Genomic DNA, 21455 nt, shown 5'->3' with positions numbered 1-21455 from the left:
TTTCGAGGTTAATTCCATTTTTTTTAGAGGATTTAAAATATAATAAAGTTTGACTCGTCATTCCTTCTATATGATATGACGAAACTGATGAAAAGTTTTAAAAAAGAAACCTGTTCTTTTAAAATATAACACCTCCCCATTCGTCATTCTGACTATAAAATCTTTTAATTAAAAACTATAAAAAAATGGAAAATCGAATTTTAAGAAGTATTGTTTTTGGAATTGCCGGTATTTTGGTTTTACTTTTTATCCTTCCAGCATTATTGCGATTACTGATTGTCGGAGCAGTTTTCGCGTTGGCTTATAAATTTATACAAAAAAGACGTTTCTACCGCAAGTTGAAATACCGGTATTATACGGAACAAACTGAAAACGAAGACGGTCAGTATCCTTACCAAAAAAGACAAATAATTGACTTGCTAAGAATGCCTGTAAATTTTCAAAAAGACCTCACCGAAACGTCAGAACTGAAAGACTCAAATCCTTTAGTCATTAAAATTGGATAATCTTGTCTAAAGGAATTTAATATAAAACTTTTAATCTTTTTAACTAAAATTTTAAACATTATGCATTACAGCAAAACTTACTGCCATGGGCAGGGACAACACGAACATGGCTGCCAAAGCCGGGCATTTTTTAAACATTATGGTAAACATTTCGGAAAATTCGGAAACCCCTGGATGTTGTTTAATACTCCGGTAAACATTAAAGAAAACGCTGAAGATTTTGAAGTGCATTTATATGCAGCAGGTTACAAAAAAAGCGATTTTGAAATTAGTTTATCAGGAAGTGTGATGACCATCAAGGTTAACAACTCAACCCGGGAAGGAAACGACAATTGGTTGCGAAAAGAACATCAAACACAGAGCATGGAGCGTCGTTTTGAACTGGGCGACAAGATTGATACCACCGATATCAGTGCAAAATATGAAGATGGCGTTTTAATAGTCCGATTGCCCAAAAAAGTAGCCGATGAACCGGCAAAAAATGTAACCATCGAATAATTACTTTCTGTTTATTGCTCTAAACAAAAGCCGCCTGCAAAAGGCGGCTTTTTTTATTTCCGTTTAGATTACTTCCTGATCGTTTTGGTAAAGTGCTTCTATATAAGATGCAAATTTTTGTGCAATAATTTTTCTTTTCAGTTTCATGGTTGGGGTTAATTCTCCGGTTTCTATGGACCATTCGTGAGGAAGGATCGTTACCTTTTTAATTTGTTCCCATTTTCCAAAGTGCCGATTGTAAGTTTCTATTTCAGCACTGATCAGGTTTTTAATTTTTTCATTGTCAACAATTTGCTGATTATCATCAAATTGTAATCCTTCGTTTTTTGCCCATTCGCGGAGGTTTAGAAAAGAAGGAACAATTAAAGCAGCGACATATTTTTGAGAGTCGCCAACTACCATAATTTGCTCGATATAAGGCGATTCTTTTAGCTTATTTTCAATCACTTGCGGAGCAATATATTTACCTCCGGAGGTTTTAAACAATTCTTTTTTCCGGTCGGTAATTTTTAAAAAGCGATTATCCAGCCATTCCCCAATATCGCCCGTATGAAACCATCCATCTTCGTCTATAACCTCAGCAGTAAGATCGGGTCTTTTATAATAGCCCTTCATGATGTTAGGACCTTTTGCTATAATTTCTCCATCAGGTGCTAACTGAATGGTGACTCCCGGAATAGGTAACCCTACCGTTCCAATAGCCCTGTCTTTTAGTTCAATTCGATTCACACTTAAAACAGGGGAGGTTTCGGTCAGTCCGTATCCTTCAATTATTGAAATGCCGGCAGCAGTAAATAAACGAGCTAATCTCGGTTGAAAAGCAGCAGCTCCGGTAACAATAAACTGTACTTTTCCGCCGAGTGCTTCCTGCCATTTTGAAAAAATCAGTTTACGGGCGATTGACAATTGCAAATCATAAAGTATGCCCATATTTTTATTCAATTCAAATTTCAAACCTAAACTGACTGCCCAAAAAAACAATTTCTTTTTTACCCCTGTCAGTTGAAGTCCTTTCTCCATGATTTTTTCATACACCTTTTCGAGCAGTCTTGGGACAGTGGTAAAACAATATGGCTGCACTTCTTTCAGGTTTTCACCAATGGTGTCTAAACTTTCTGCATAATGAATATGAACTGCATTAGATAAATATGCATAAAAAACTATCCGCTCAAAACTATGACATAGCGGGAGAAAACTCAATGATTTAGCGCCGGGCAGGAATGGAAGAAGCATTTGAATTGCTTTGAGATTGCTAACCAAATTATCATGGGATAACATGACTCCTTTGGGGTTACCGGTAGTACCTGAAGTATAGATAATTGTTGCCAAATCATCCGGGGAAACTTTCGTTTTATAGGATTCAATAGCAGTAAAATCTACTTTATCAATTTCCGGCAAAATTTCACTATAATGTTTTTGCCCTGAAATTCTTTGAAAAGTGTATATTCCCTTTAAGGAAGGTACCAGATTAATGAGGGGTAAAACTCGTTGTAAAATATTTTCATCCCCCACAAATGCATAAACAATTTCGGCATCATTGAAAATAAATTCATAGTCATTTTGGCTGATAGTTGGATACATCGGCACACAAACTGCGCCGATTTGCTGTACTCCAAGATCAATAAAATTCCATTCCGGCGAATTAGCTGCTATTAAGGCGATTTTATCATTTTTTTGAATACCCAACTGAATCAAAGCTGCACTGACTCGATTGACCATTTCATGAACCTGTTTAAAAGAATAGGTTATCCATTCCTTACCTTTATGGGTTTGTGTTTTAGCCGACAGAAAAGGTTGGTTTGCTCTTTCGGCAGCCTGATGATCCAAATAGTCAAAAAGACGGGTGATTTCCATGAACAATTATTTTATAAGTTTGCTGATTTGTTTAAATTGATCGGTTCCGGCATAGTCAAGCAACTGAAAAAGTATCATTTCTACCGATGAAATAAAAGCTCCTGATTGCTTCAATCTCTCTAACGCTATTTGTTTGTTTGCCAAAGTTCTGGACGAAACTGCATCAGCTACTATATGAACATCATAACGATGTTCCAATGCATCCAAAGCCGTTTTTAACACACAAATATGCGCTTCTGCACCTGTAATTATAACAGATTTAGTCTTTAATCTCGCCAAGGTTTCATTAACACCTTCTGACAGCATACAACTGAAGCATGTTTTTTGAATAACCGGTTGATTTTCAGGAAGTTTGATTTCTGAACAGGTATTTCCAAGGCCTTTCGGATATTGCTCTGTTACAATAATCGGAAGATTTAATATTTGGGCACCTTGAATCAATTTGTTAACATTGCTCAAAACCAATTCATTTTCAGCTATAACCGGCATCAGTTTTTCCTGAATATCAATTACCATCAAAACAGAGGTACTTGCTTGAAGAAGTCCTAATCCTGCCATAATAGTTTGCATTTTAATTCAACTGACATTTTATATCATGCTTACAATTAAAAGTAATTGAATGTATAAGCTGATAAGTACTTGACCATATTTAGTTTGCATTAAAAGGGCTAAAATTGATTTTGAGATGATTGCCTATATTAGCCATGCAACGATTGACAGCATAAAGGAGGCTATCTTTTTCGAGGTAATCTTCTGGAACAAGCCACTCACACTTTAACTTTCTCCACATCGTTTCGGCGATGTTCAAATGCGGCGAGTAAGTGGGCAGAAAAAGACAAACAAGCCTCTGTTTTGCCAAATAGGCAGTAAGAGGTTCAATAATTTAGATTGGTGGACACTGGAATTATCCAAGACAACAACGGTATGTTTTCTGATGTTAAGCGATAATTTATCCGAATGATTGACAATAAACTTGGCATCTATATTCTGTTGGGTGGTTTCCCAATAGCATTGATTTGTTCTGCTAATCAAGCCAAATATATTGACTTTGTACCCTTTTTCTGTATATACAGCCACTTTCTCATCGGGGAATTGCCAGCCGTAGGGGACATATCCCTCGCTACTAACCCTGCTTTCATCGCCATAAAATAGGTCTATCTGCCCTTTTTGTGACAACGTCTCCAATTCTTGCAAGTCCGATTTCTTCGACTGATAAATTTGCTCATCAGGCTTTCCTTTGCAACGCTTTCTTATACGTCTATATCGTCCCCCAAGCTTTTTAAAAAACGTTTAAAAGTGCTCTTGCTTACTTCTTTTCCACTTGAAGCCTCCCATTCTGCCTTGGCGGTAGCTACTTTTTGGCGATGCTGACTGACGGCTTCCAAAATAGCATGTTTCATCCGATTTTTTATCAATAAGAGGCTTTTTGCCACGCCCCGGTTTGATGTATAAGCCTGCTATCCCATCTGATTTATACCGTTTTAACCAACTGTTCACACTCACATGACACATGCCTACTATGCTTCCTACATCTTTTGAATGCCGACCCTCAGCTTTTAACAAAATTGTCTGGCAGCGTTTTCGCAAACTATGGTTATCTGATTTTTTAAACAGTGTCTCTAACTCTTTTCGACCTGTTTCACTTAGTATCGGTGTGTTTACTCGTCCCATGTGCGCAAAGGTACAAAATAATACAAACTATTTATACGCCAGTACTTACAATTGCCAGAAATGAGTATTGAATAGTATTGTTGCAACAAAAATAGAATAGACTTTTAGAAAATCACTCCTTTAAGATGGATTTTCAGGATTTCTATTTCTTTGACAAGTCTTTCAGGAGGGGAAATTTCAGATTTTTGGGTATCTATTGGCAATCTTATAAGTATTTGTCAGCATTTTAGAACAAAATCTCTTTAAACATACACTAATAAACTTAATCTGTGTCTTTATCTTCTTCTATCTCAGAACTCATTTGCGATTCTACCAAACCTTCCGGCAAGTTGATAGAGATGGATTTAGCCCTTTCATCAATTTCTGTTATCAAGTCCTCGTGCAAAGGAATGAGAATTTCTTTATTTTGGTAGGTGATTTGTGCCAATTCATGTGCCGGCAAGTAATATATATCCTCTATAATTGCTAAGGTTTGATTGGAAGACGCATCTATCAACGTGAAACCCAATAAAAAATCCCAGCCTTCTTCTTCATCCTCCAATTCATCAGAAACAAAACCTTCTAACTTAGCTTTTTCATAAAAAACCGGAGAATGTTGAAGGGGTAAAGCAGCTTCTAAATTGTTGATTTCTTCAAATTTCACCAATACATTACCGTCATTCTGCAATTGAATTTTTTCGATAAAATAAGGCAGATAACCTTGTTTGGTTTCAACAATCAAGTAATTAAGTTTTGATTTTGACTTTTGGAGAAAGTCTAAGAAGAAAGCCTCAAAGAAGGCTTTTAGTTCTCCTTTGAGGCTTTTGGCTTGTGTTAAATAACCTACCTGATACAGGTTTTCAGATTGCATAAAGTTACCTTTACTAAACAGGTCTGTTAAATTTCATCGTTGGGGTCGTAAGCATTTTCTTCTGATGAGTCATCTTCTTCCATTGAAGTTTCTTCAGATTCCACTACAGTTTCTTCTGTTACGGGTAGAGTATCCTCGACCGGTTCCTCAATAACTACAGGTTTTTCTGTAACTTCTTCAACTACTTCAGTTACTGCAACAGATGTTTGAATAATTGCAGATTGTTTTTGATGAGAAATGCCTGACCAGTCCGTCATTTTAAATCGGGTAGAAACTGCTTTTGATTTTGCATCTATCCATTTGCTAAAAAGGCGATCCGCTTCTTCTTGAGAAAATGCACCTTTAGAAACACCTCTTTGCAAGTGTTTTTTGTACATTACCCCTGTTTCTGATAGAATATTGCGTACAGTATCGGTAGGTTGTGCTCCGTTGGCAAGCCATTGTAATGCTTTTTCGCGGTCAATGTCAACTGTTGCAGGATTGGTAATAGGATTATACATACCAATTCTTTCGATAAATCTACCATCGCGTCTGTTGCGCGAATCGGTTGCCACAATGTGGTAAAACGGCCTTTTCTTACGACCGTGTCTTTGTAATCTCAACTTAACTGCCATCGTTTTTCGATAGTTTGATGTTAATAAGTCCACCGACCAGATAAACGGGTAGTGGTATTGCGGGCGCAAAAGTACGTTTTTTTTGTTTCATATTGTTTGTACTTCCAAAAAATCTTTGAAATTATACGAAGAAACATAAAAAAACACTCCCCCTTAAACCTAAATCAGACTACCTGCGGATTAATCCTATTAAAAATAGGAGGACAAAAGCTCCAATAACACCGGTTATCAAATCGCTAAAGAGTCCAGTTCCTAACGAAATACCGATTAACCCGAATAACCAGTAGCCAAAAAATGCTCCCAGCACTCCAACAATGATATTGCCGATAATTCCAAAACCATAGCCTTTTTTCAGAAAGCCGACTAACCAGCCGATTATCGCTCCAACAATTAGTGTGTAAATAATACCTCCGCTCATAATAAATGTTTGTTTTGGTGAATTAAAAAATATACGTGTGTTGAATTGAACTTAAACTTGCTCAGGCATCAATCTTTTCCCTCTGCTTTTTCTGATATTCACTGCCACTACTTTGTATTCGGGACAGAGTGCTTCGGTATCATGAATATCTGAAGTTATATTATTGATCATCAATTCCGGAAAATGGAAAGTAGTGCTCAGAATACCCGGTTTGACTTCTTCGGTTATTTTTGCTTTTATATCCACCTTCCCTCGCGCTGACTCAACACAGACCAAATCACCTTCATTTATCAGGTGTTTTTTAGCATCTTCCGGATGTATTAGTAACACATCTTCAGTGAGTAGTTCAACGTTGGCTGTTCTACGGGTCATGGTGCCGGAATTGTAATGTTCCAATTCACGGTTGGTGGTAATGATATACGGATAGGTTTTACCGTTGGCAACCAATTCCTGAGTTTCTTTAAAGTCGGCAAATTGAAACTTGCCTTTTCCCCTTTTAAATGTTTCTATATGCAATATAGGCGTATCGGTTCCGTTGGCATTTACCGGCCATTGTTTACCGTTCTCGCCTAATTCCGCCCATTTTACCCCTTTAAAGAAAGGAACAATTTGGGCAATTTCTTTCAATACAGTATCTGGGTTGTAGTCGGGTTGTTCATATCCCATCCGGTTCATAATGTCCACCATGATTTGACCGTCTGATTTTGTGCCTTCAATTGGGGGAACAATTTGATTGACTCTTTGGATGCGTCTTTCGCCGTTGGTAAAAGTTCCACTTTTTTCTAAAAATGAGGCTGCCGGTAAAACAACCGTTGCGCGTTTGGAAGTTTCGGTCATGAAAATTTCCTGAACGACAAAAAGTTCGAGTTCATCAATGGCTGCAAGTACTTTTTGAGTATTGGGGTCTGTTTGAACGATGTCTTCGCCCATTATCCATAAGGCTTTAAATTTCCCTGCCAAAGCAGCATCATACATCTGAGGTATTTTATACCCGACATGCAAAGGCAGTTTGGCATGGTAGAAGTTTTCATACATTTGGTGAATTTCAGGGTTAGTAACGTCTAAATAACCGGCTCCCTGATGAGGTTGACAGCCCATATCTGCGGCACCTTGTACATTATTCTGCCCTCTGAGTGGATTAACACCTACACCTGCACGTCCGATATTTCCCGTTATCATTGCCAGATCTGCAATCAACATCACCGCATAAGTGCCTTGTGTATGTTCTGTAACACCTAATCCATGAAAAGACATAGCAGAGTTGGAAGAGGCGTAAGCAATTGCTGCCTTTCTCACCAATTCACGGTTTACCCCGCTCACCTGCTCCAATTCTTCAATGTTGAGGCTGAGAATTTGAGCTTTAAAGTCGTCATAACCTTCGGTTCGAAGTTCTATAAAGTTTTTATCTTCCAACCCTTCTTTAATGATGTAATGAAGCATCATATTCAGAACTGCCACATTAGTACCGGGACGAAGCTGTAGATGATAATCAGCATATCGTGCAAGTTTGGTTTTTCGGGGATCTATAATGATAAGGGTTTTCCCCTGCATGGCTGCTTGTTTCAATTTAGCGCCGGTTACCGGATGGGCATCCGTTGGATTTGCACCGATGACCAACATACAGTCAGTATGTTTGAGATCTATGATCGAATTGGTAGCAGCCCCGGTGCCAAAGGTGCGCTGAAGTCCTAAAGCAGTCGGTGAATGACATACCCGGGCACAACTGTCAATATTATTTGTTCCTATGACTGCCCGAATAAATTTCTGCATCAAATAGTTTTCTTCATTCGTACATCTTGCAGAAGAAATTCCTCCGATAGAATCCGGTCCGTATTTGGCTTTAATTTCTATGAGTTTTTGGGCAATAAAATCATAAGCTTCATCCCAGGTTGCAGGCACAAACCTGCCATCAATTTTAATAAGTGGTGTGCGCAAACGGTCAGGATGCTTGTAAAACGAAAAGGCGAAACGCCCTTTCAGGCAAGTATGTCCTTGATTGACTTCTGCATCATAAGGTGCTTGAATGCTTTTAATGCTCCCGTTTACAGTTGCGACTTCCAGGTTGCAACCCACACCGCAATAGGTGCAAACAGTTCTTGTTTTTTCAGTTCCGACTATGGATTTAGATTCAAACACATCGCTGATGGCAGAGGTAGGGCATGCCTGAGCACAAGCACCACAACTGACACAATCTGAATTGAGGAAATTGTCGCCAAAACTTTTGATGATATGACTGTCGAACCCTCTTCCTGCCATACTCAGGACAAATTCACCTTGCACCTCATCACAAGCTCTCACACATCGGTAACAATTGATACACTTACTGAAGTCTGAAGTCATATAGGGATGACTTAGGTCTTTTTCAGTATTCAAATGAGTTTTGCCTTCGGGATATCGCACTTTGCGGATGCCTACTCTTGCAGCAACATCCTGCAGTTCGCAGTTGTTGTTGACCTCACAGGTAAGGCAATCTAAAGGGTGGTCGGTTAAAACAAGCTCAATGATGTTTTTTCTAAGTTTTTGTATGCGTTCAGAATTGGGATAAATATAAGTGCCTGCCATCACCGGAGTATGACAGGAAGCTTGTGTTTTAACTGCTCCTCCTTCTTTCAAAGCAACATCAACGCTGCAAACTCTACAGGAACCAAAGGGTTCGAGGTTTGGTGCATCACAAAGTGTAGGGACTAATTTATTGCCGAGATGTCTTTTGATGAAAGACAGGATGGTTTCACCCTGACGGATATTGTAAGGTTGGTTATCTATATAAGCTATTGGTTGCATGACAAGCAAGTTTTGGTAGGTGGGAGTTGGGCGAAATTTAGCTTAAATCCATGATGTAAGGTTTTACAAAGATAAGCGATTTCTGATAAAAACAAGCAAATTGTAAACAGAACATAATTTAGGGGTAAAGTGCAACGTGTTAGGCAATTACCTCCCTTCAAAGATACGATAGAAATGCCTTTTTAAATGTGTTTTTACCTCCTCTTCATCTACCCAATCCAATTCCAGTTCTTTGTTTAAAGAGGTTACCGCTTTATCTGTGATTCCACATGGAATAATATTGTTAAAATAACTCAAATCCGAATTGACATTTAAAGCCCATCCATGCATGGTTACCCAACGGCTTGTTCTGACTCCCATGGCACAAATTTTTCTGACACGGTGTGGTTTTTGAATATCTAACCAAACACCTGTGCTTCCTGAAAGTCGTTCACCTTTTAATCCATATTCGGCTAACGTGGCAATAATGACTTCTTCGAGGTTTCGCATATAACGATGGATGTCTGTAAAAAAGTTTTCAAGGTCTAAGATTGGATAACCGACAACCTGACCCGGACCATGATAGGTTATATCTCCCCCTCGGTTTGTATGGAAAAATTCAATACCCAATTCTTTTAACAGGTCTTCGGATAACAGCAAATTGGCAATTGAACCGGTTTTGCCTAACGTATAAACATGCGGGTGAGAACAAAAAATCAAATAATTGTCAGTTATTTCCTGTTCTTCCTGCGGTATGTTTCTGTTTTTTATTTTTTTGGCTATGATGTTTTGCAACAATGCATCCTGCTTATCCCAGGCTGCTTTATAGCCTATTTCGCCCCAATCTGCAAACAATATTTCACGATTCTTCACTAAATCTGAGTTTGATGATAGTCATAAAATACAGGAATTAACCTGCGACCACAACTTTAACTGTATTTGTTGTTAAACAGTTCGTCTATTCAGGTTTTACTTTTGAATTCAGTTTTGTTTAACCCTGAAGGTTACAAATAAAGAAGGGTTTGTGGTAATTTCCGTATCTTTGGGATTATATTGAATGAACTTTTCAAATCTTACTAAATACTCTCAAACATGAAGCGGATTTTTCACCTTTTTACCTTTTTGCATTTCCTTTTTCTATCTGTATCAATGCTTAATGCACAAACTCAACAGGAACTTGATGCTATCAAAAATATAAAGCCCTGGGAACAGGTATTGCAAGAACCCAATATTTTGAATGGTCATGTGTTAAACCATTCCCGTAAAAATGCTTCCGAGATGGGAACCCTTCCTTATGACACGCTTTACGCCCCTTTTTACCATGGTGTAGCTTCGGGAGACCCTTTGACCGATCGGGTAATTATATGGACCCGGATAACGCCACAGGACGATAACCCGATTGACGTTGAATGGAAAATGGCAACCGATCCTGAAATGACCAATATTATTCAAACAGGAGTATTTACAACCAACGCTGAACGGGATTTTACTGTAAAAATTGATGTTACTGACCTAAGCCCGGGATCAGCTTATTACTATAATTTTTCAGCACTTGGGGTAAATTCGATGACTGGCCGGACCAGAACTGTTCCGGTTGGAAATGTCAATAAATTGCGTTTTGCCGTTGCTTCCTGTAGTCATTATCAACATGGTTATTTTAATGCGTATGGAAGGATTGCCGACCGAACCGATCTGGATGCTGTTATTCACCTTGGTGACTATATCTACGAATACGGACCGAGCGGTGATTTTTCCAGCAGCATCCGGCAATATGAACCCGAACATGAAATATTATCACTCGAAGATTACCGCACGCGACATTCACTGTACAAATTAGATCCTGACTTAAGACGTGCACATCAACAACATCCGTTTTTTACTGTTTGGGACGACCACGAAGTTGCCAATAATGCCTGGCTTGACGGTGCAGAAAATCACGATGCCGGCGAAGGAGATTACCAAACCAGAAAGACCAATGCTATACAGGCCTATTTTGAATGGATGCCCATTCGGGAACCCGAACCCGGTCAGCCCCGAAAAATTTACCGCACCATACATTATGGCGATATGGCCGATTTGTTTATGCTCGATACCCGTTTAGAAGGCCGGGAGGAGCAAATACCTTTCTCAGATCCCGAAACAAACAACCCCGACCGTACTATTTTAGGACATGAACAGGCTGAATGGCTGCTCAACGAATTGGGCAGTTCTACAGCCAAATGGAAAGTGTTTGGCAATCAGGTAGTATTTACCACAATCAATACATTAGGATTGATTGACAACAACGATATGTGGGACGGTTATCCGGCTGAAAGACTGAGATTTAAAAATTTAATTGATAGTCTTGGAATTAAAAACTTTGTCGTCTTGACCGGCGATATTCACCTCGGTATTGCAGCCGACATTACCCTTGATCCCACAGGCTCTTATAATCCTGATACCGGCGAAGGGGCTTTTGGTGTCGAATTTGTTACCACAAGTATTACCAGTGCAAATGATGAAGCACTTCCTGCCGGAATTCCGGTGAGTTTAGCTGAAACGCTGGCACTCAACGCCAACCCTCATGCAAAATACATCAATATTCCCGATCATGGATATTTTGTACTTGATCTTGACAATACCCGTGCTCAGGCCGATTGGTATGTGATAGATACCAAACTTACTCCATCTATTACAGAGACTTTTGATGCAGCAAGATACACGTTAGATCAAACCTCTCATTTAATTAATTCAACAACCCCCGCTCCGGATAATCCAAATTCTCCGGATCCGGCACCGGTATTCACTTCTACAATTTCCCCGGATTCCAATCCGATTGTTAAACCTACCGGATCTGTCCTATTCCTTGCCGCATACCCAAACCCGTCAACAGGCACGGAAGTACACTTGCACTATGCCTTGTCCAAACTTCAGAATATTACCGCCTCAATTCACGACCTGAGCGGTAAGCATTTGGCAACTTTGCTTAACGAACAACAACAACCCGGAATTTATACCTTGAAATTTAACACTCAAGCTATCCCTGACGGAACATATATTTGCAGCTTTTTAACTCAGGATGGTTCTAAAGCAAGTCGTAAAATTGTGATTCAAAGATAGCAAAGGACAATCCTTGAATTTACAAACTTTTTTATACTATAACAACGTGAGGCAGGGATTAGAATCACCTGCAAGTCTCATTTTGTAAGGCTTTAACAACCGGAAGTATAAATTTCTAAGCTGCGCTCAGATAATTTATGACATTCGGTATGAGCACATGAGGTTTTTTGTCAAGGGTTTGACAGGCTATAAGAGCAGCAGCTATTTGTGACAATGCGTTTTCCGGTTTTCTGTGCCGGGCTGGTTCTATGTCGCAAACCGATTTCAGAATATCGTCAACCGATTTGATCGCACCCCGTTCATTTACCGGGATTAATATCGTAAGGAAGTTGTGCATCACGACAACCTATAACAAATCAACAGGTCGTTTGCTACGCTGTATAACACAATATGTTTGTCTGATTTCTGAAGCTTAATATCAGAAGCTGTCGGTTGGTGAATTGGATTTACAAACTCAAAACTATATCAAATGAAACCTCTTTAACATTTTCAATCCCGATATCTACCACAAACTAATCCCTTCTTCACGTTACATAAAACAAATCCAACTCTCAAAAATTGGGAGTGGGATTTGATTTATGAGACCTGCAAATACTTGTATTCTAATGTATGAAAATCAGTTGTGCGGGGTCACTCCAATTACCTTTACCTTTTCCGTTAATACATCTCACCTGTACCCAAATACTTCTTCCAAGAGTCAGACCGGAAATAATCATTTTGGTTTTTGTAGATTCGGGCAGATAAATCCAATCCGCATTTTCGCTAAATTCGCCTTCCGTGTAACGACATTCATACATCAGGGTAAAATTGGCTTTATTTACCCTTACCACAACTGTACTTCTGATTTTGTCATAACTCAGACGAAGGTTTTCGATATTGCCCGGTATCGGCCATAAACTTTTTGGACCTCCGTAAATATAAAAACCGGTATCGGCTAATTTTGCAGCATCATTACCACCTGTATCTTCAATATTGCTTGCCAACAATCGCAAAGCATCAATCAAAGCATCCTTTTTTTGGTCTCTGATGAGTTTTAAGGGGGTTCCGCCAAAAACAGCATTTGTTACGGCAATTACAAATTCATCTTTAAGTGCGGTGATTGCGGCCACGGTAGGCGTAGGAGTGGGAAAGTAAATACTGCCTGTTAATCCGGCAATAACCTGAAGGCAAAATGCTAGAAGACAACACCCCCTTTTGTATTACATACCGATTTTTATTGCCATCAGGCAGGTTTAGTTGTTGAAATTGCAAGGTCGAAAGTGTTGATGCACTTGGTAAATATATGAGCGGCAACAATGATGGCACTACTTCCAATGAACCGCCGCCTACAGAAATAACCGGCAGCAAAACGGTAGGTATTGGTAAGAAAATCAGTAACTACTTAATTTATTTAAAAGCATTGATTCCGGTTACGTCCATTCCGGTAATGAGCAAATGTATGTCATGAGTACCTTCATAAGTAATGACTGATTCTAAATTCATCATGTGGCGCATGATTGGGAATTCGCCGGTAATGCCCATTCCACCGTGAATTTGTCTTGCTTCACGAGCAATGTGCAATGCCATATCAACATTATTTCTTTTGGCCATAGAAATTTGAGCAGCAGTTGCCCGGTCTTCATTTTTCAATACCCCCAAACGCCAGGCGAGCAATTGAGCTTTGGTGATTTCGGTAATCATTTCGGCTAACTTCTTTTGGGTCAACTGAAACGCACCGATCGGTTTCTCAAATTGGATACGCTCTAAAGAATATCGCAAAGCAGAATCATAACAATCCAAAGCGGCACCGATTGCTCCCCATGCTATTCCAAAACGGGCAGAAGAAAGACATCCCAACGGAGCTTTCAATCCTTTTGCAAAAGGGAACAGGTTTTCCTTTGGAACTTTTACGTTATCAAATACCAGTTCACCGGTTGCAGATGCTCTCAACGACCATTTACCGTGCGTTTCGGGAGTACTGAATCCCTCCATTCCCCGCTCAACAATCAACCCTCTGATAACCCCGGCTTCATCTTTTGCCCAAACCACAGCGATATCGGCAAAAGGAGCGTTTGAAATCCACATTTTTGCACCATTGAGCAGATAATGACTGCCTTTGTCTTCAAATCTCGTTTCCATTCCGCCGGGATTTGAACCATGATTGGGTTCTGTTAAACCAAAACAGCCCATCATTTCTCCCGATCCTAATTTCGGAAGATATTTGCGCTTTTGTTCTTCAGAACCATAGGTAAAAATAGGATACATCACCAATGAACTCTGAACAGAAGCAGTAGAGCGAACTCCTGAGTCTCCACGTTCCAGTTCTTGCATAATGATACCATAAGAAATATAGTCCAGCCCCTGACCGCCGTATTCAACAGGAATTGTCGGTCCAAATGCCCCGACTTCTGCAAGCCCTTTAATGATTTGCTTGGGAAACTGGGCGCGCTGTGCATAATCTTCAATAATGGGAGAAATTTCCTTTTTAACCCATGCCTGTACTGTATCTCTGATTAAACGATGTTCGTCTGTCAGCAACTCATCTACCAGATAATAATCGTGTGAGCGATATTTGTCCTGACCCACGCTTTTCAAATGTCGAATTTCTGTTTCCATGCCGTTCGATGCCATAAAATTTAAATTTTATTGAAATTGCCGTATATTAATGGCACAAAATTAAGCAATATTTTTGTGTCGCTTAGTTTATTTAGCAAAACTGTTCACCACAATTCTTTTTCAATATGTATTCCATCTGTATCGGCATTGAAAACCTTCAGTTTTTTTCGGGCCACGGTTTTTATGATGAAGAACAAACAACCGGCACTCCGTTCCGGGTAGATGTCTATATCATCGCAAATGTTGTAGATGCTGCAGCAAAAGACGACCTGAACGGAACGATTGATTATGAAAAAGTGTTTGTGATTTGCGATTCGGTGATGGCAATACCCTCCCGTTTGCTTGAACATGTCGCCTTATCTATAGCTGACAAGGTGTATGATTTATCGGAAAAAATTGCAGAAGTAACTGTGAAAGTTACTAAACTGCAAGTACCGGCACTAAACATTCAGGTGGGACAAACTTTTGTTGAAGTAAAAAAAGTGCGCTCAGGTGTATAAAACCCAAAATATAGTTGTACTTTTACACCCGCTTTAAATGAGCTTAAAATAAACTTAATCAGGTCGGATGGCCGAGTGGCTAGGCAGAGGTCTGCAAAACCTCGTACACCGGTTCGAATCCGGTTCCGACCTCCCACTTAATTCCCCTTGTAAATTGAAAGATTTATGAGGGGATTTTTTTACCCCAAACTTTAACTTTCCCGTTTTTTTGACGTAAGAACCCAAATCGAGGCTAAATGAAAAAAAAGCTAGGTTAGCCATAAATTTTCACCTAATCCTTGCCTAATAATGAGTGCAAAGTACTTAACCCAGCTACAATGTGGTTTAAATTTTTGCCAATTTACCCGCTATCTACTAAGAACAGTTGGGGTAAAAAATTAAAATCCTGTCCTAAATTCAGGTTCAATTTTACCTGAGTTGCTGCTGACTGGTTCCGGATGTTTCAGTTTGAGTTTCCCGTTGGCAGTATATTGCTCTGACAGTGGTCTGATTTGTTCGAGGTCGGCAATAATTTGACGGTTATGGGGTGATTTTTCAAACATGTTATAGGATTTCCAAAAATCGGGGTCAAAAGTTCTGTATCTTGGTTGGTAAAAAATACTGGCAGGTTTAATTCGTCCGTTTTCAGGCAGCGGACTGATATTCATCGGTTGAAGATTGGTGATAAATAGTTCTGAATAAAAAGTTAGGTCATATTGCTCATGATCTGCCTGATAACTAACCTCATGGCTTGCCTTTGTGTATTGAAGATAGAGCTTGCCTTGGAATTCTTTAAAAGTCATAATAGTCGTAGAAGTATGAGGAGCGCCATTCTCTTCCCTTCCTTCAATTTCGTTTTGGACAGAAAGTTCAAGGCGCAGAACAGCATAATCAGTTTTTCTGATGAATAACCTTCCGTTATAAATTCCGGCTCGTTTAGTATCTATTCTGTAGCTGATACAATAGACTAAATCGTTATCATAATAAGCGATGCTGTCTAACTTTAAATGCGAAACCGAAGGTTTTAATTGCCCGGCATAATTTTGCCAGAAATTGGCATTTCTCAATAAATTGGATCTAAGCGCGAAATTCAGGTCTATATATAATACATAATTTCCTTTGTTGTAAATGTCACTAACCCTGAGCTGATTGATTTTAATGGTTTCGGATGGTTTGTTTATGTTTGTTGCATAGCCGATTGGATCAAAAATGCTTACACACGCTTCAGCAAATCCGACAAAGTTTCCATTTTCGCTGAAATATTCACGATAAAATCCGTCTGTCAGATATGAATGATTCAGATAATTTTCGGGAATAAGGAACATGGCTTTGTTGACGATATACTCGGCGCTGATTTCATCCGGAGTAACAGTTACCTCTTTTAAAGAATAGGATCGGGGTAAAATACTGAGTTGAACCGGCTGTTTTTGGTACAATGATTTGAGGGGCGTTTGGTAGGTGAAAAAGCCAATACACGATACCTGCAAAGTATCATGCAGATATTTTGCATCAAAATGAAGTTCGAATTCACCCGTTTCATTACTTACTGTTCCAACTGATGCGTTTTTGATACCAACATTAGCAAATGCTACAAAGCTATTGGATGAAGGGTTGATTAAAGTTCCGCTTAATACATATTCCTGGGCAAAAACAGGACAAGTCATACAAACCAACCCAATCAGCATCATCAAGAAAAGGGAAATATTTTTATTGGCTCTATCCAAAACTTTAAATTTTAAAAACTGAGTATTCATTTGTTTTTCAAACTTGGTAGTACGTTCAATGATTTATAGACACAAATTTCAAAAATTGAACCAATTTAACCAAATACTACAAATCTTACAATACGATGATAAAACCTTTATTTGCCCTCCTGAGTTCTGAAGGACTATGTGTTTTATTTTTTTACCATTTCTTTGCACTAAATATTTAATTTTGCCTTCACAAATAAGGACAGACTTAATCTTTTAAAATTTGAGTAATATGGACTCTTCTTCACCTCAGCTCTCTGCTGAAGTTTCCCAATATCTTTATGACTTGTTGCAAAATGTGGTCAACAGTGATTCTTTAGCTTCTGCCCGACTGATGGAGGCCGGCTTGGTCTATCATTTAATGCTGCGCGAATTGACAAAAACGCAACAACAATTTTTTTCTTCCGACTACGAAAGGCTGATTGTCATTCTCGATCTTTATGATCTGCCTGCCAAGATTTCGGGGTATCTCAAACGCTGTGGTTATCTCATTCAAAAAATCGCAAAAAACCCTCATTTAGATGTTGAACTAAAAGATTTACAACAAACCGTTTTAACAATATGCCTGACTTTGCAACATTTATCGGAAATGATGCCCCCTACCGATTTATATGACTTTTGTAAACCATTATTGCTGACTGACGAACCCGATGAGAAAACAAAACCTTCCAATTTAAATAGAGAACAAATTCCCCTGTTAAAGGGCGTGGTAAAGGATTATACACCTTTATTGAAAACAAAGGATGACAAACCCTATTTTATACTAACCTGCTATACTGACGATTACGAGCAGGTTTCTATTTACATTTGGTCAGACTTTGTTTATCTCCATCCTTTAATGTGGCAGTATGCCAGGATAAATATCACCCATATACAGCTTCAAAATCCTGCCAATTTTGAAGAAAACAATCACAACTTAGTGATGGCTGTTACAGCCGAAACACTCATAACTCTTGATCCGGATTTCCTGTTGGATGTTACTTCAATTTCGCAGACTTGCCTTAAAAATGGAGCGCATCATTCCATGTATCTGTTTAAAAAATTTTCAAACGATTTTTCCAATTACTATTTGCTCAGGGGTAATATTGTCAATGCCTATTTAGATGCCAATCTCAGAAATGAAGAACCTTCAGTGTTGGACTTGTTTAAACAATATATCATCATTAACCCGACCCATGCGCTCACTTTTAGCAACGACGATTTTAGAAAACTTAAAGATGAATTGATAAAACATCTGGCAACCATTAACAGCCCGGTTGTACAACAGTTTAAACAACATGAATTAAGCATTGAACCTACCTTTTTGTCTGAAAAATTCGGTCTTCGCGGCCGTTTGGATGTGTTGGTGAATTATGAGCAAGACCCGGACCATCAGGATGTTATCGAATTGAAAACTAGCAAAGATCCTTTGCCCTACAGACAAGTCAACATGGCAGATGCAATGCAGGCGGTTTCTTATCATTTATTGTTGGAAAGTAGAAATCCGGCACATAAAGGGAGCAGCGCAATTCTGTATTCTTCCGTTGCCCCTGAAAATTCCCCGCTTCGAAATGTAAGCAATGATATGAAAGCTAAGAGATTTGTTTTGTATATGAGAAATCAAATCGTAGCTTCTGAATACCGGTTGACATTTAATCCTGAAGAAGTACTGGCTCAGGTTAACTCAAATATAGTAGGATCACAAAATTTATTTCCCAATGATATTCAGGCTTTTGACTCTTTCAGGAAAATTTTATCAGACTGTAAGCCTTTAGAATTAAAATATTTTTACGAATGGATAGCCTTTACCGCACGCGAACAGCGAGCTTCTAAAATCGGAGGCGACAACAACCGGGGTGATTGGGGATTTTCGGGGTTATGGAATAACCAGTTGGGATTTAAAGAATTGGATTTTACTATCCTTGCATTTCTAAAGTTCAGACAAATTGACCAACTTGTTGGAGATTGTGAAATAATATTTGACAAAACGGAAGGTAAAACTTTACAAGTTGCTCGGTTTAGGGTTGGCGATATGGTGTTGCTGTATCCGCATGAACCGGAAGATGAAAGCCTGAAACCAACCAAGCATCAAATTTTAAAGGCAACCATCAAACAACTGACAAAAGACATGGTTGTGATCAGCCCCATGAATAAATTTATCCGTAAAGAACATTTTGAAAACTATCACTATTGGGCATTTGAAGCTGAAAGTACCGATATGAGTTACGATATTATGTATCAGTCGTTGTATGAATTTGTAAAGTTACCTTCCGAAAAAAAATCCCTGATTCTGGGGCTCACTCCACCGGTTTTTTCGGCTTTACCCGAACAATTGGAAACTGATATTCTCAAGCCTCAGCAACTTCTTACCTTGCAAAAAGCATTAAGTGCACAAAATTACTTTCTCCTGCAAGGTCCTCCAGGAACAGGAAAGACTAAAGTAATGATCAGGCGGTTAGTTAGTGAAATACTTAAAAATCCTGATGAAAAAATAATTTTGCTGGCATTTACCAATCGCGCAGTTGACGAAATTTGTGAAGCAGTTAAAGATTTACAGGATACATTCAGAATATTTAGACTCGGTTATGGATCAGCAACAGAGCATCCTGAATTGTTGTTGAGCAAGTTTGCTAAACATAACGAGTTAAAAACTACTAAAAAAGAAATTCAAGGTTGCCGAATTTTCATATCTACCGTTTTAACCTACCAAAGAAGCCCTGAACTTCGCAAATATCTGGAAGATAGAAACCAAAACCCGAAATTGACTGCCATTATTGATGAAGCTTCACAACTACTCGAACCGCAAATTATCGGGCTTTTAGGCAAGGTGTCGCGGTTTATCATGATTGGAGACGAAAAACAATTGCCGGCCGTTGTTGTTCAGGGTGATACTACTGTCCACACTAATGAAACCTTGTTAAATGAAGTTGGCATTAACAATTTATCTGTTTCTTTATTCGAACGACTGTTAAGACAGTGCCAACAAAAAGGCTGGCACGATGCTTATGATATGCTTCAGGACCAGGGTAGAATGCATATACACATAGCCCGTTATCCAAGCCGGTTTTATTATGAAAACAGACTTCAACACATAGAAGAACGGCAGACTGCCGAAAATGCCTCTTTTTTAAACCACAATCTTACATTTACTTTTCCCTTCTTAGAAACCCTTTGGAAACAGCGCACCATTTTTATTTCGACTGAAAAAGAAAACGAACGCAATCGAAACAAATCTGAAGCCAGGTTAGTCGAACTATTAGTCGCACAGTTAAAACTGCTCTTTAACACTCCCGAAGAACTTGAAAAAGGAATAGGAATCATTACACCTTACCGTACTCAGATTGCAGAAATTAAAAACAACCTGAATGACGAAATCAATAATTCGATAGTGGTTGATACTGTTGAGCGATATCAAGGCGGGCAAAAAAACATCATTATCGTTTCTTTGGCAGTTAATAACCCTGCTCAGTTAAACAATTTGCATGTACTAAATGCCGAAGGCAATGTTGACAAAAAACTTAACGTAACCCTGACACGGGCAAAAGAATATCTCATCATCATTGGATGTATGGATATTTTGAAAAACAGCCCTATTTATCAATCACTGCTACAATACTATAGTCAGAACAACGCTATTTTTAACATTTCATCGAAGAACCTGCAACTCATAAGAAAGGAGAACCCTCGATGAAAATAGTGTCTTTTTTTGAAAAACGGAAATACGAATTTCTGCTCTTCGGCCTAATTCAACATCTATACATCGGCATCTTTCTGACCGACTTACCCTTTTATATTAAGGTGATTTGGCCGGTTAATATGCTCGTCTTGGGTTTAACAAGTATTGTCATCTTTATTCAAAAGGGCAGATTGAAAAACATCATCAGAAACATCCTGTTTTTATCCGTTTTCCTATTGCCGGTAAGCATTCCCTTTGTAGGCAATTCAACACTTTTTATGCAAATCCTTAGTTTGATTTATGTAATATTCTTTGGATTTATTTTCTTAGAAATCATCCGCTTCCTCATAAAACCAAGCTACATCAATGCCGACATCTTTTCAGCCTCCGCTTGCGGATATTTCCTGATGATTGAAATGAGTGTTTTTTTGATGCAATTTTTGTACTATCTCGACACCACTTCCATTAACAACATCAACAACGCCAACGCAGCTTCGGTCTATATTGACCTTGTTTACTTCTGCTCAGTCATCCAAACCACTATCGGCTTTGGCGACATCACTCCTAATGCCACTTCACCAAGCTAACCGCCTCCTTTTTTGGGGTTCTCGGCCAGTTCTATACCGTTGTGTTGGTGGGAATTCTGATTAGTAAATTTACCTCTGCCGAAAACAAAAAAATGGAGGGTTGAAAGACTTCGAAACT

At 38.9% G+C, this 21455-nt stretch carries 16 protein-coding genes, 1 tRNA gene and 2 pseudogenes; 7 read left to right on the top strand and 12 right to left on the bottom strand.

Features of this window, described 5'->3' with window-relative positions:
• Nucleotides 1-185: 185 nt before the first annotated feature.
• Both IPM47_11490 and IPM47_11485 read left to right on the top strand, forming a co-directional pair.
• Complete coding sequence (locus IPM47_11490; GenBank protein QQS27524.1) at nt 186-506, top strand: hypothetical protein; 321 nt, start codon at nt 186-188, stop codon at nt 504-506.
• Nucleotides 507-566: 60 nt separating this feature from the next.
• Complete coding sequence (locus IPM47_11485; GenBank protein QQS27523.1) at nt 567-1004, top strand: Hsp20/alpha crystallin family protein; 438 nt, start codon at nt 567-569, stop codon at nt 1002-1004.
• 63 nt (nt 1005-1067) lie between these two features.
• Here IPM47_11485 and IPM47_11480 read toward each other — a convergent pair whose 3' ends face one another.
• The 9 genes and pseudogenes from IPM47_11480 to lipB form a co-directional block, all read right to left on the bottom strand.
• Nucleotides 1068-2858 carry a long-chain fatty acid--CoA ligase gene (locus IPM47_11480; GenBank protein ID QQS27522.1) on the bottom strand — a complete coding sequence of 597 codons (1791 nt, stop codon included), beginning with the start codon at nt 2856-2858 and terminating at the stop codon, nt 1068-1070.
• 6 nt (nt 2859-2864) lie between these two features.
• Nucleotides 2865-3416, bottom strand: coding sequence for a hydrolase (locus tag IPM47_11475; protein ID QQS27521.1), 552 nt, complete (start codon nt 3414-3416; stop codon nt 2865-2867).
• Nucleotides 3417-3507: 91 nt separating this feature from the next.
• Nucleotides 3508-4016 (bottom strand): annotated as a pseudogene (locus IPM47_11470) (transposase).
• Between the two features lie 132 nt (nt 4017-4148).
• On the bottom strand, nt 4149-4529 hold the full coding sequence (locus IPM47_11465; protein QQS27520.1) for a helix-turn-helix domain-containing protein: 381 nt from the start codon (nt 4527-4529) through the stop codon (nt 4149-4151).
• 262 nt (nt 4530-4791) lie between these two features.
• Nucleotides 4792-5379, bottom strand: coding sequence for a hypothetical protein (locus IPM47_11460; protein ID QQS27519.1), 588 nt, complete (start codon nt 5377-5379; stop codon nt 4792-4794).
• A gap of 26 nt (nt 5380-5405) precedes the next feature.
• Complete coding sequence (rpsP, locus tag IPM47_11455) at nt 5406-5993, bottom strand: 30S ribosomal protein S16 (protein QQS31450.1); 588 nt, start codon at nt 5991-5993, stop codon at nt 5406-5408.
• Nucleotides 5994-6162: 169 nt separating this feature from the next.
• Nucleotides 6163-6411 (bottom strand): GlsB/YeaQ/YmgE family stress response membrane protein, encoded by a 249-nt coding sequence (locus tag IPM47_11450; protein QQS27518.1) that lies wholly within the window; start codon nt 6409-6411, stop codon nt 6163-6165.
• A gap of 51 nt (nt 6412-6462) precedes the next feature.
• Nucleotides 6463-9192, bottom strand: a complete 2730-nt coding sequence (gene fdhF / locus IPM47_11445; GenBank protein ID QQS27517.1) for a formate dehydrogenase subunit alpha — start codon at nt 9190-9192, stop codon at nt 6463-6465.
• Nucleotides 9193-9339: 147 nt separating this feature from the next.
• Nucleotides 9340-10044 carry a lipoyl(octanoyl) transferase LipB gene (gene lipB, locus IPM47_11440; GenBank protein QQS27516.1) on the bottom strand — a complete coding sequence of 235 codons (705 nt, stop codon included), beginning with the start codon at nt 10042-10044 and terminating at the stop codon, nt 9340-9342.
• Nucleotides 10045-10263: 219 nt separating this feature from the next.
• On the opposite strand from lipB, the gene IPM47_11435 reads away from it, so the two are divergent.
• Nucleotides 10264-12270: an alkaline phosphatase D family protein gene (locus tag IPM47_11435; protein ID QQS27515.1), complete on the top strand. Its 2007-nt coding sequence runs from the start codon at nt 10264-10266 to the stop codon at nt 12268-12270.
• A 602-nt stretch (nt 12271-12872) separates the two neighbouring features.
• Here the strand turns inward: IPM47_11435 and IPM47_11430 are convergent.
• Entirely contained in the window at nt 12873-13379 is a 507-nt protein-coding gene (locus IPM47_11430; protein ID QQS27514.1) for a fibronectin type III domain-containing protein, read from the bottom strand.
• 277 nt (nt 13380-13656) lie between these two features.
• Entirely contained in the window at nt 13657-14835 is a 1179-nt protein-coding gene (locus IPM47_11425) for an acyl-CoA dehydrogenase family protein (GenBank protein ID QQS31449.1), read from the bottom strand.
• A 155-nt stretch (nt 14836-14990) separates the two neighbouring features.
• Here IPM47_11425 and folB point away from each other — a divergent pair, with 155 nt between their 5' ends.
• Complete coding sequence (folB, locus tag IPM47_11420) at nt 14991-15365, top strand: dihydroneopterin aldolase (protein QQS27513.1); 375 nt, start codon at nt 14991-14993, stop codon at nt 15363-15365.
• A gap of 61 nt (nt 15366-15426) precedes the next feature.
• Nucleotides 15427-15497 (top strand) — tRNA-Cys (locus IPM47_11415).
• A 245-nt stretch (nt 15498-15742) separates the two neighbouring features.
• Here IPM47_11415 and IPM47_11410 read toward each other — a convergent pair.
• Complete coding sequence (locus tag IPM47_11410; protein ID QQS27512.1) at nt 15743-17098, bottom strand: carboxypeptidase-like regulatory domain-containing protein; 1356 nt, start codon at nt 17096-17098, stop codon at nt 15743-15745.
• 229 nt (nt 17099-17327) lie between these two features.
• Here IPM47_11410 and IPM47_11405 point away from each other — a divergent pair, with 229 nt between their 5' ends.
• Nucleotides 17328-20765 carry an AAA family ATPase gene (locus IPM47_11405; protein QQS27511.1) on the top strand — a complete coding sequence of 1146 codons (3438 nt, stop codon included), beginning with the start codon at nt 17328-17330 and terminating at the stop codon, nt 20763-20765.
• A pseudogene (locus tag IPM47_11400) lies at nt 20762-21441 on the top strand (two pore domain potassium channel family protein). The gene IPM47_11405 and the pseudogene IPM47_11400 overlap by 4 nt, the downstream one beginning before the upstream one ends.
• The last annotated feature ends 14 nt before the right edge of the window (nt 21442-21455 follow it).

The organism is Sphingobacteriales bacterium, assembly GCA_016700115.1.
GTDB lineage: Bacteria > Bacteroidota > Bacteroidia > Chitinophagales > UBA2359 > UBA2359.
This window is presented reverse-complemented; position numbering and strand designations above follow the sequence as displayed.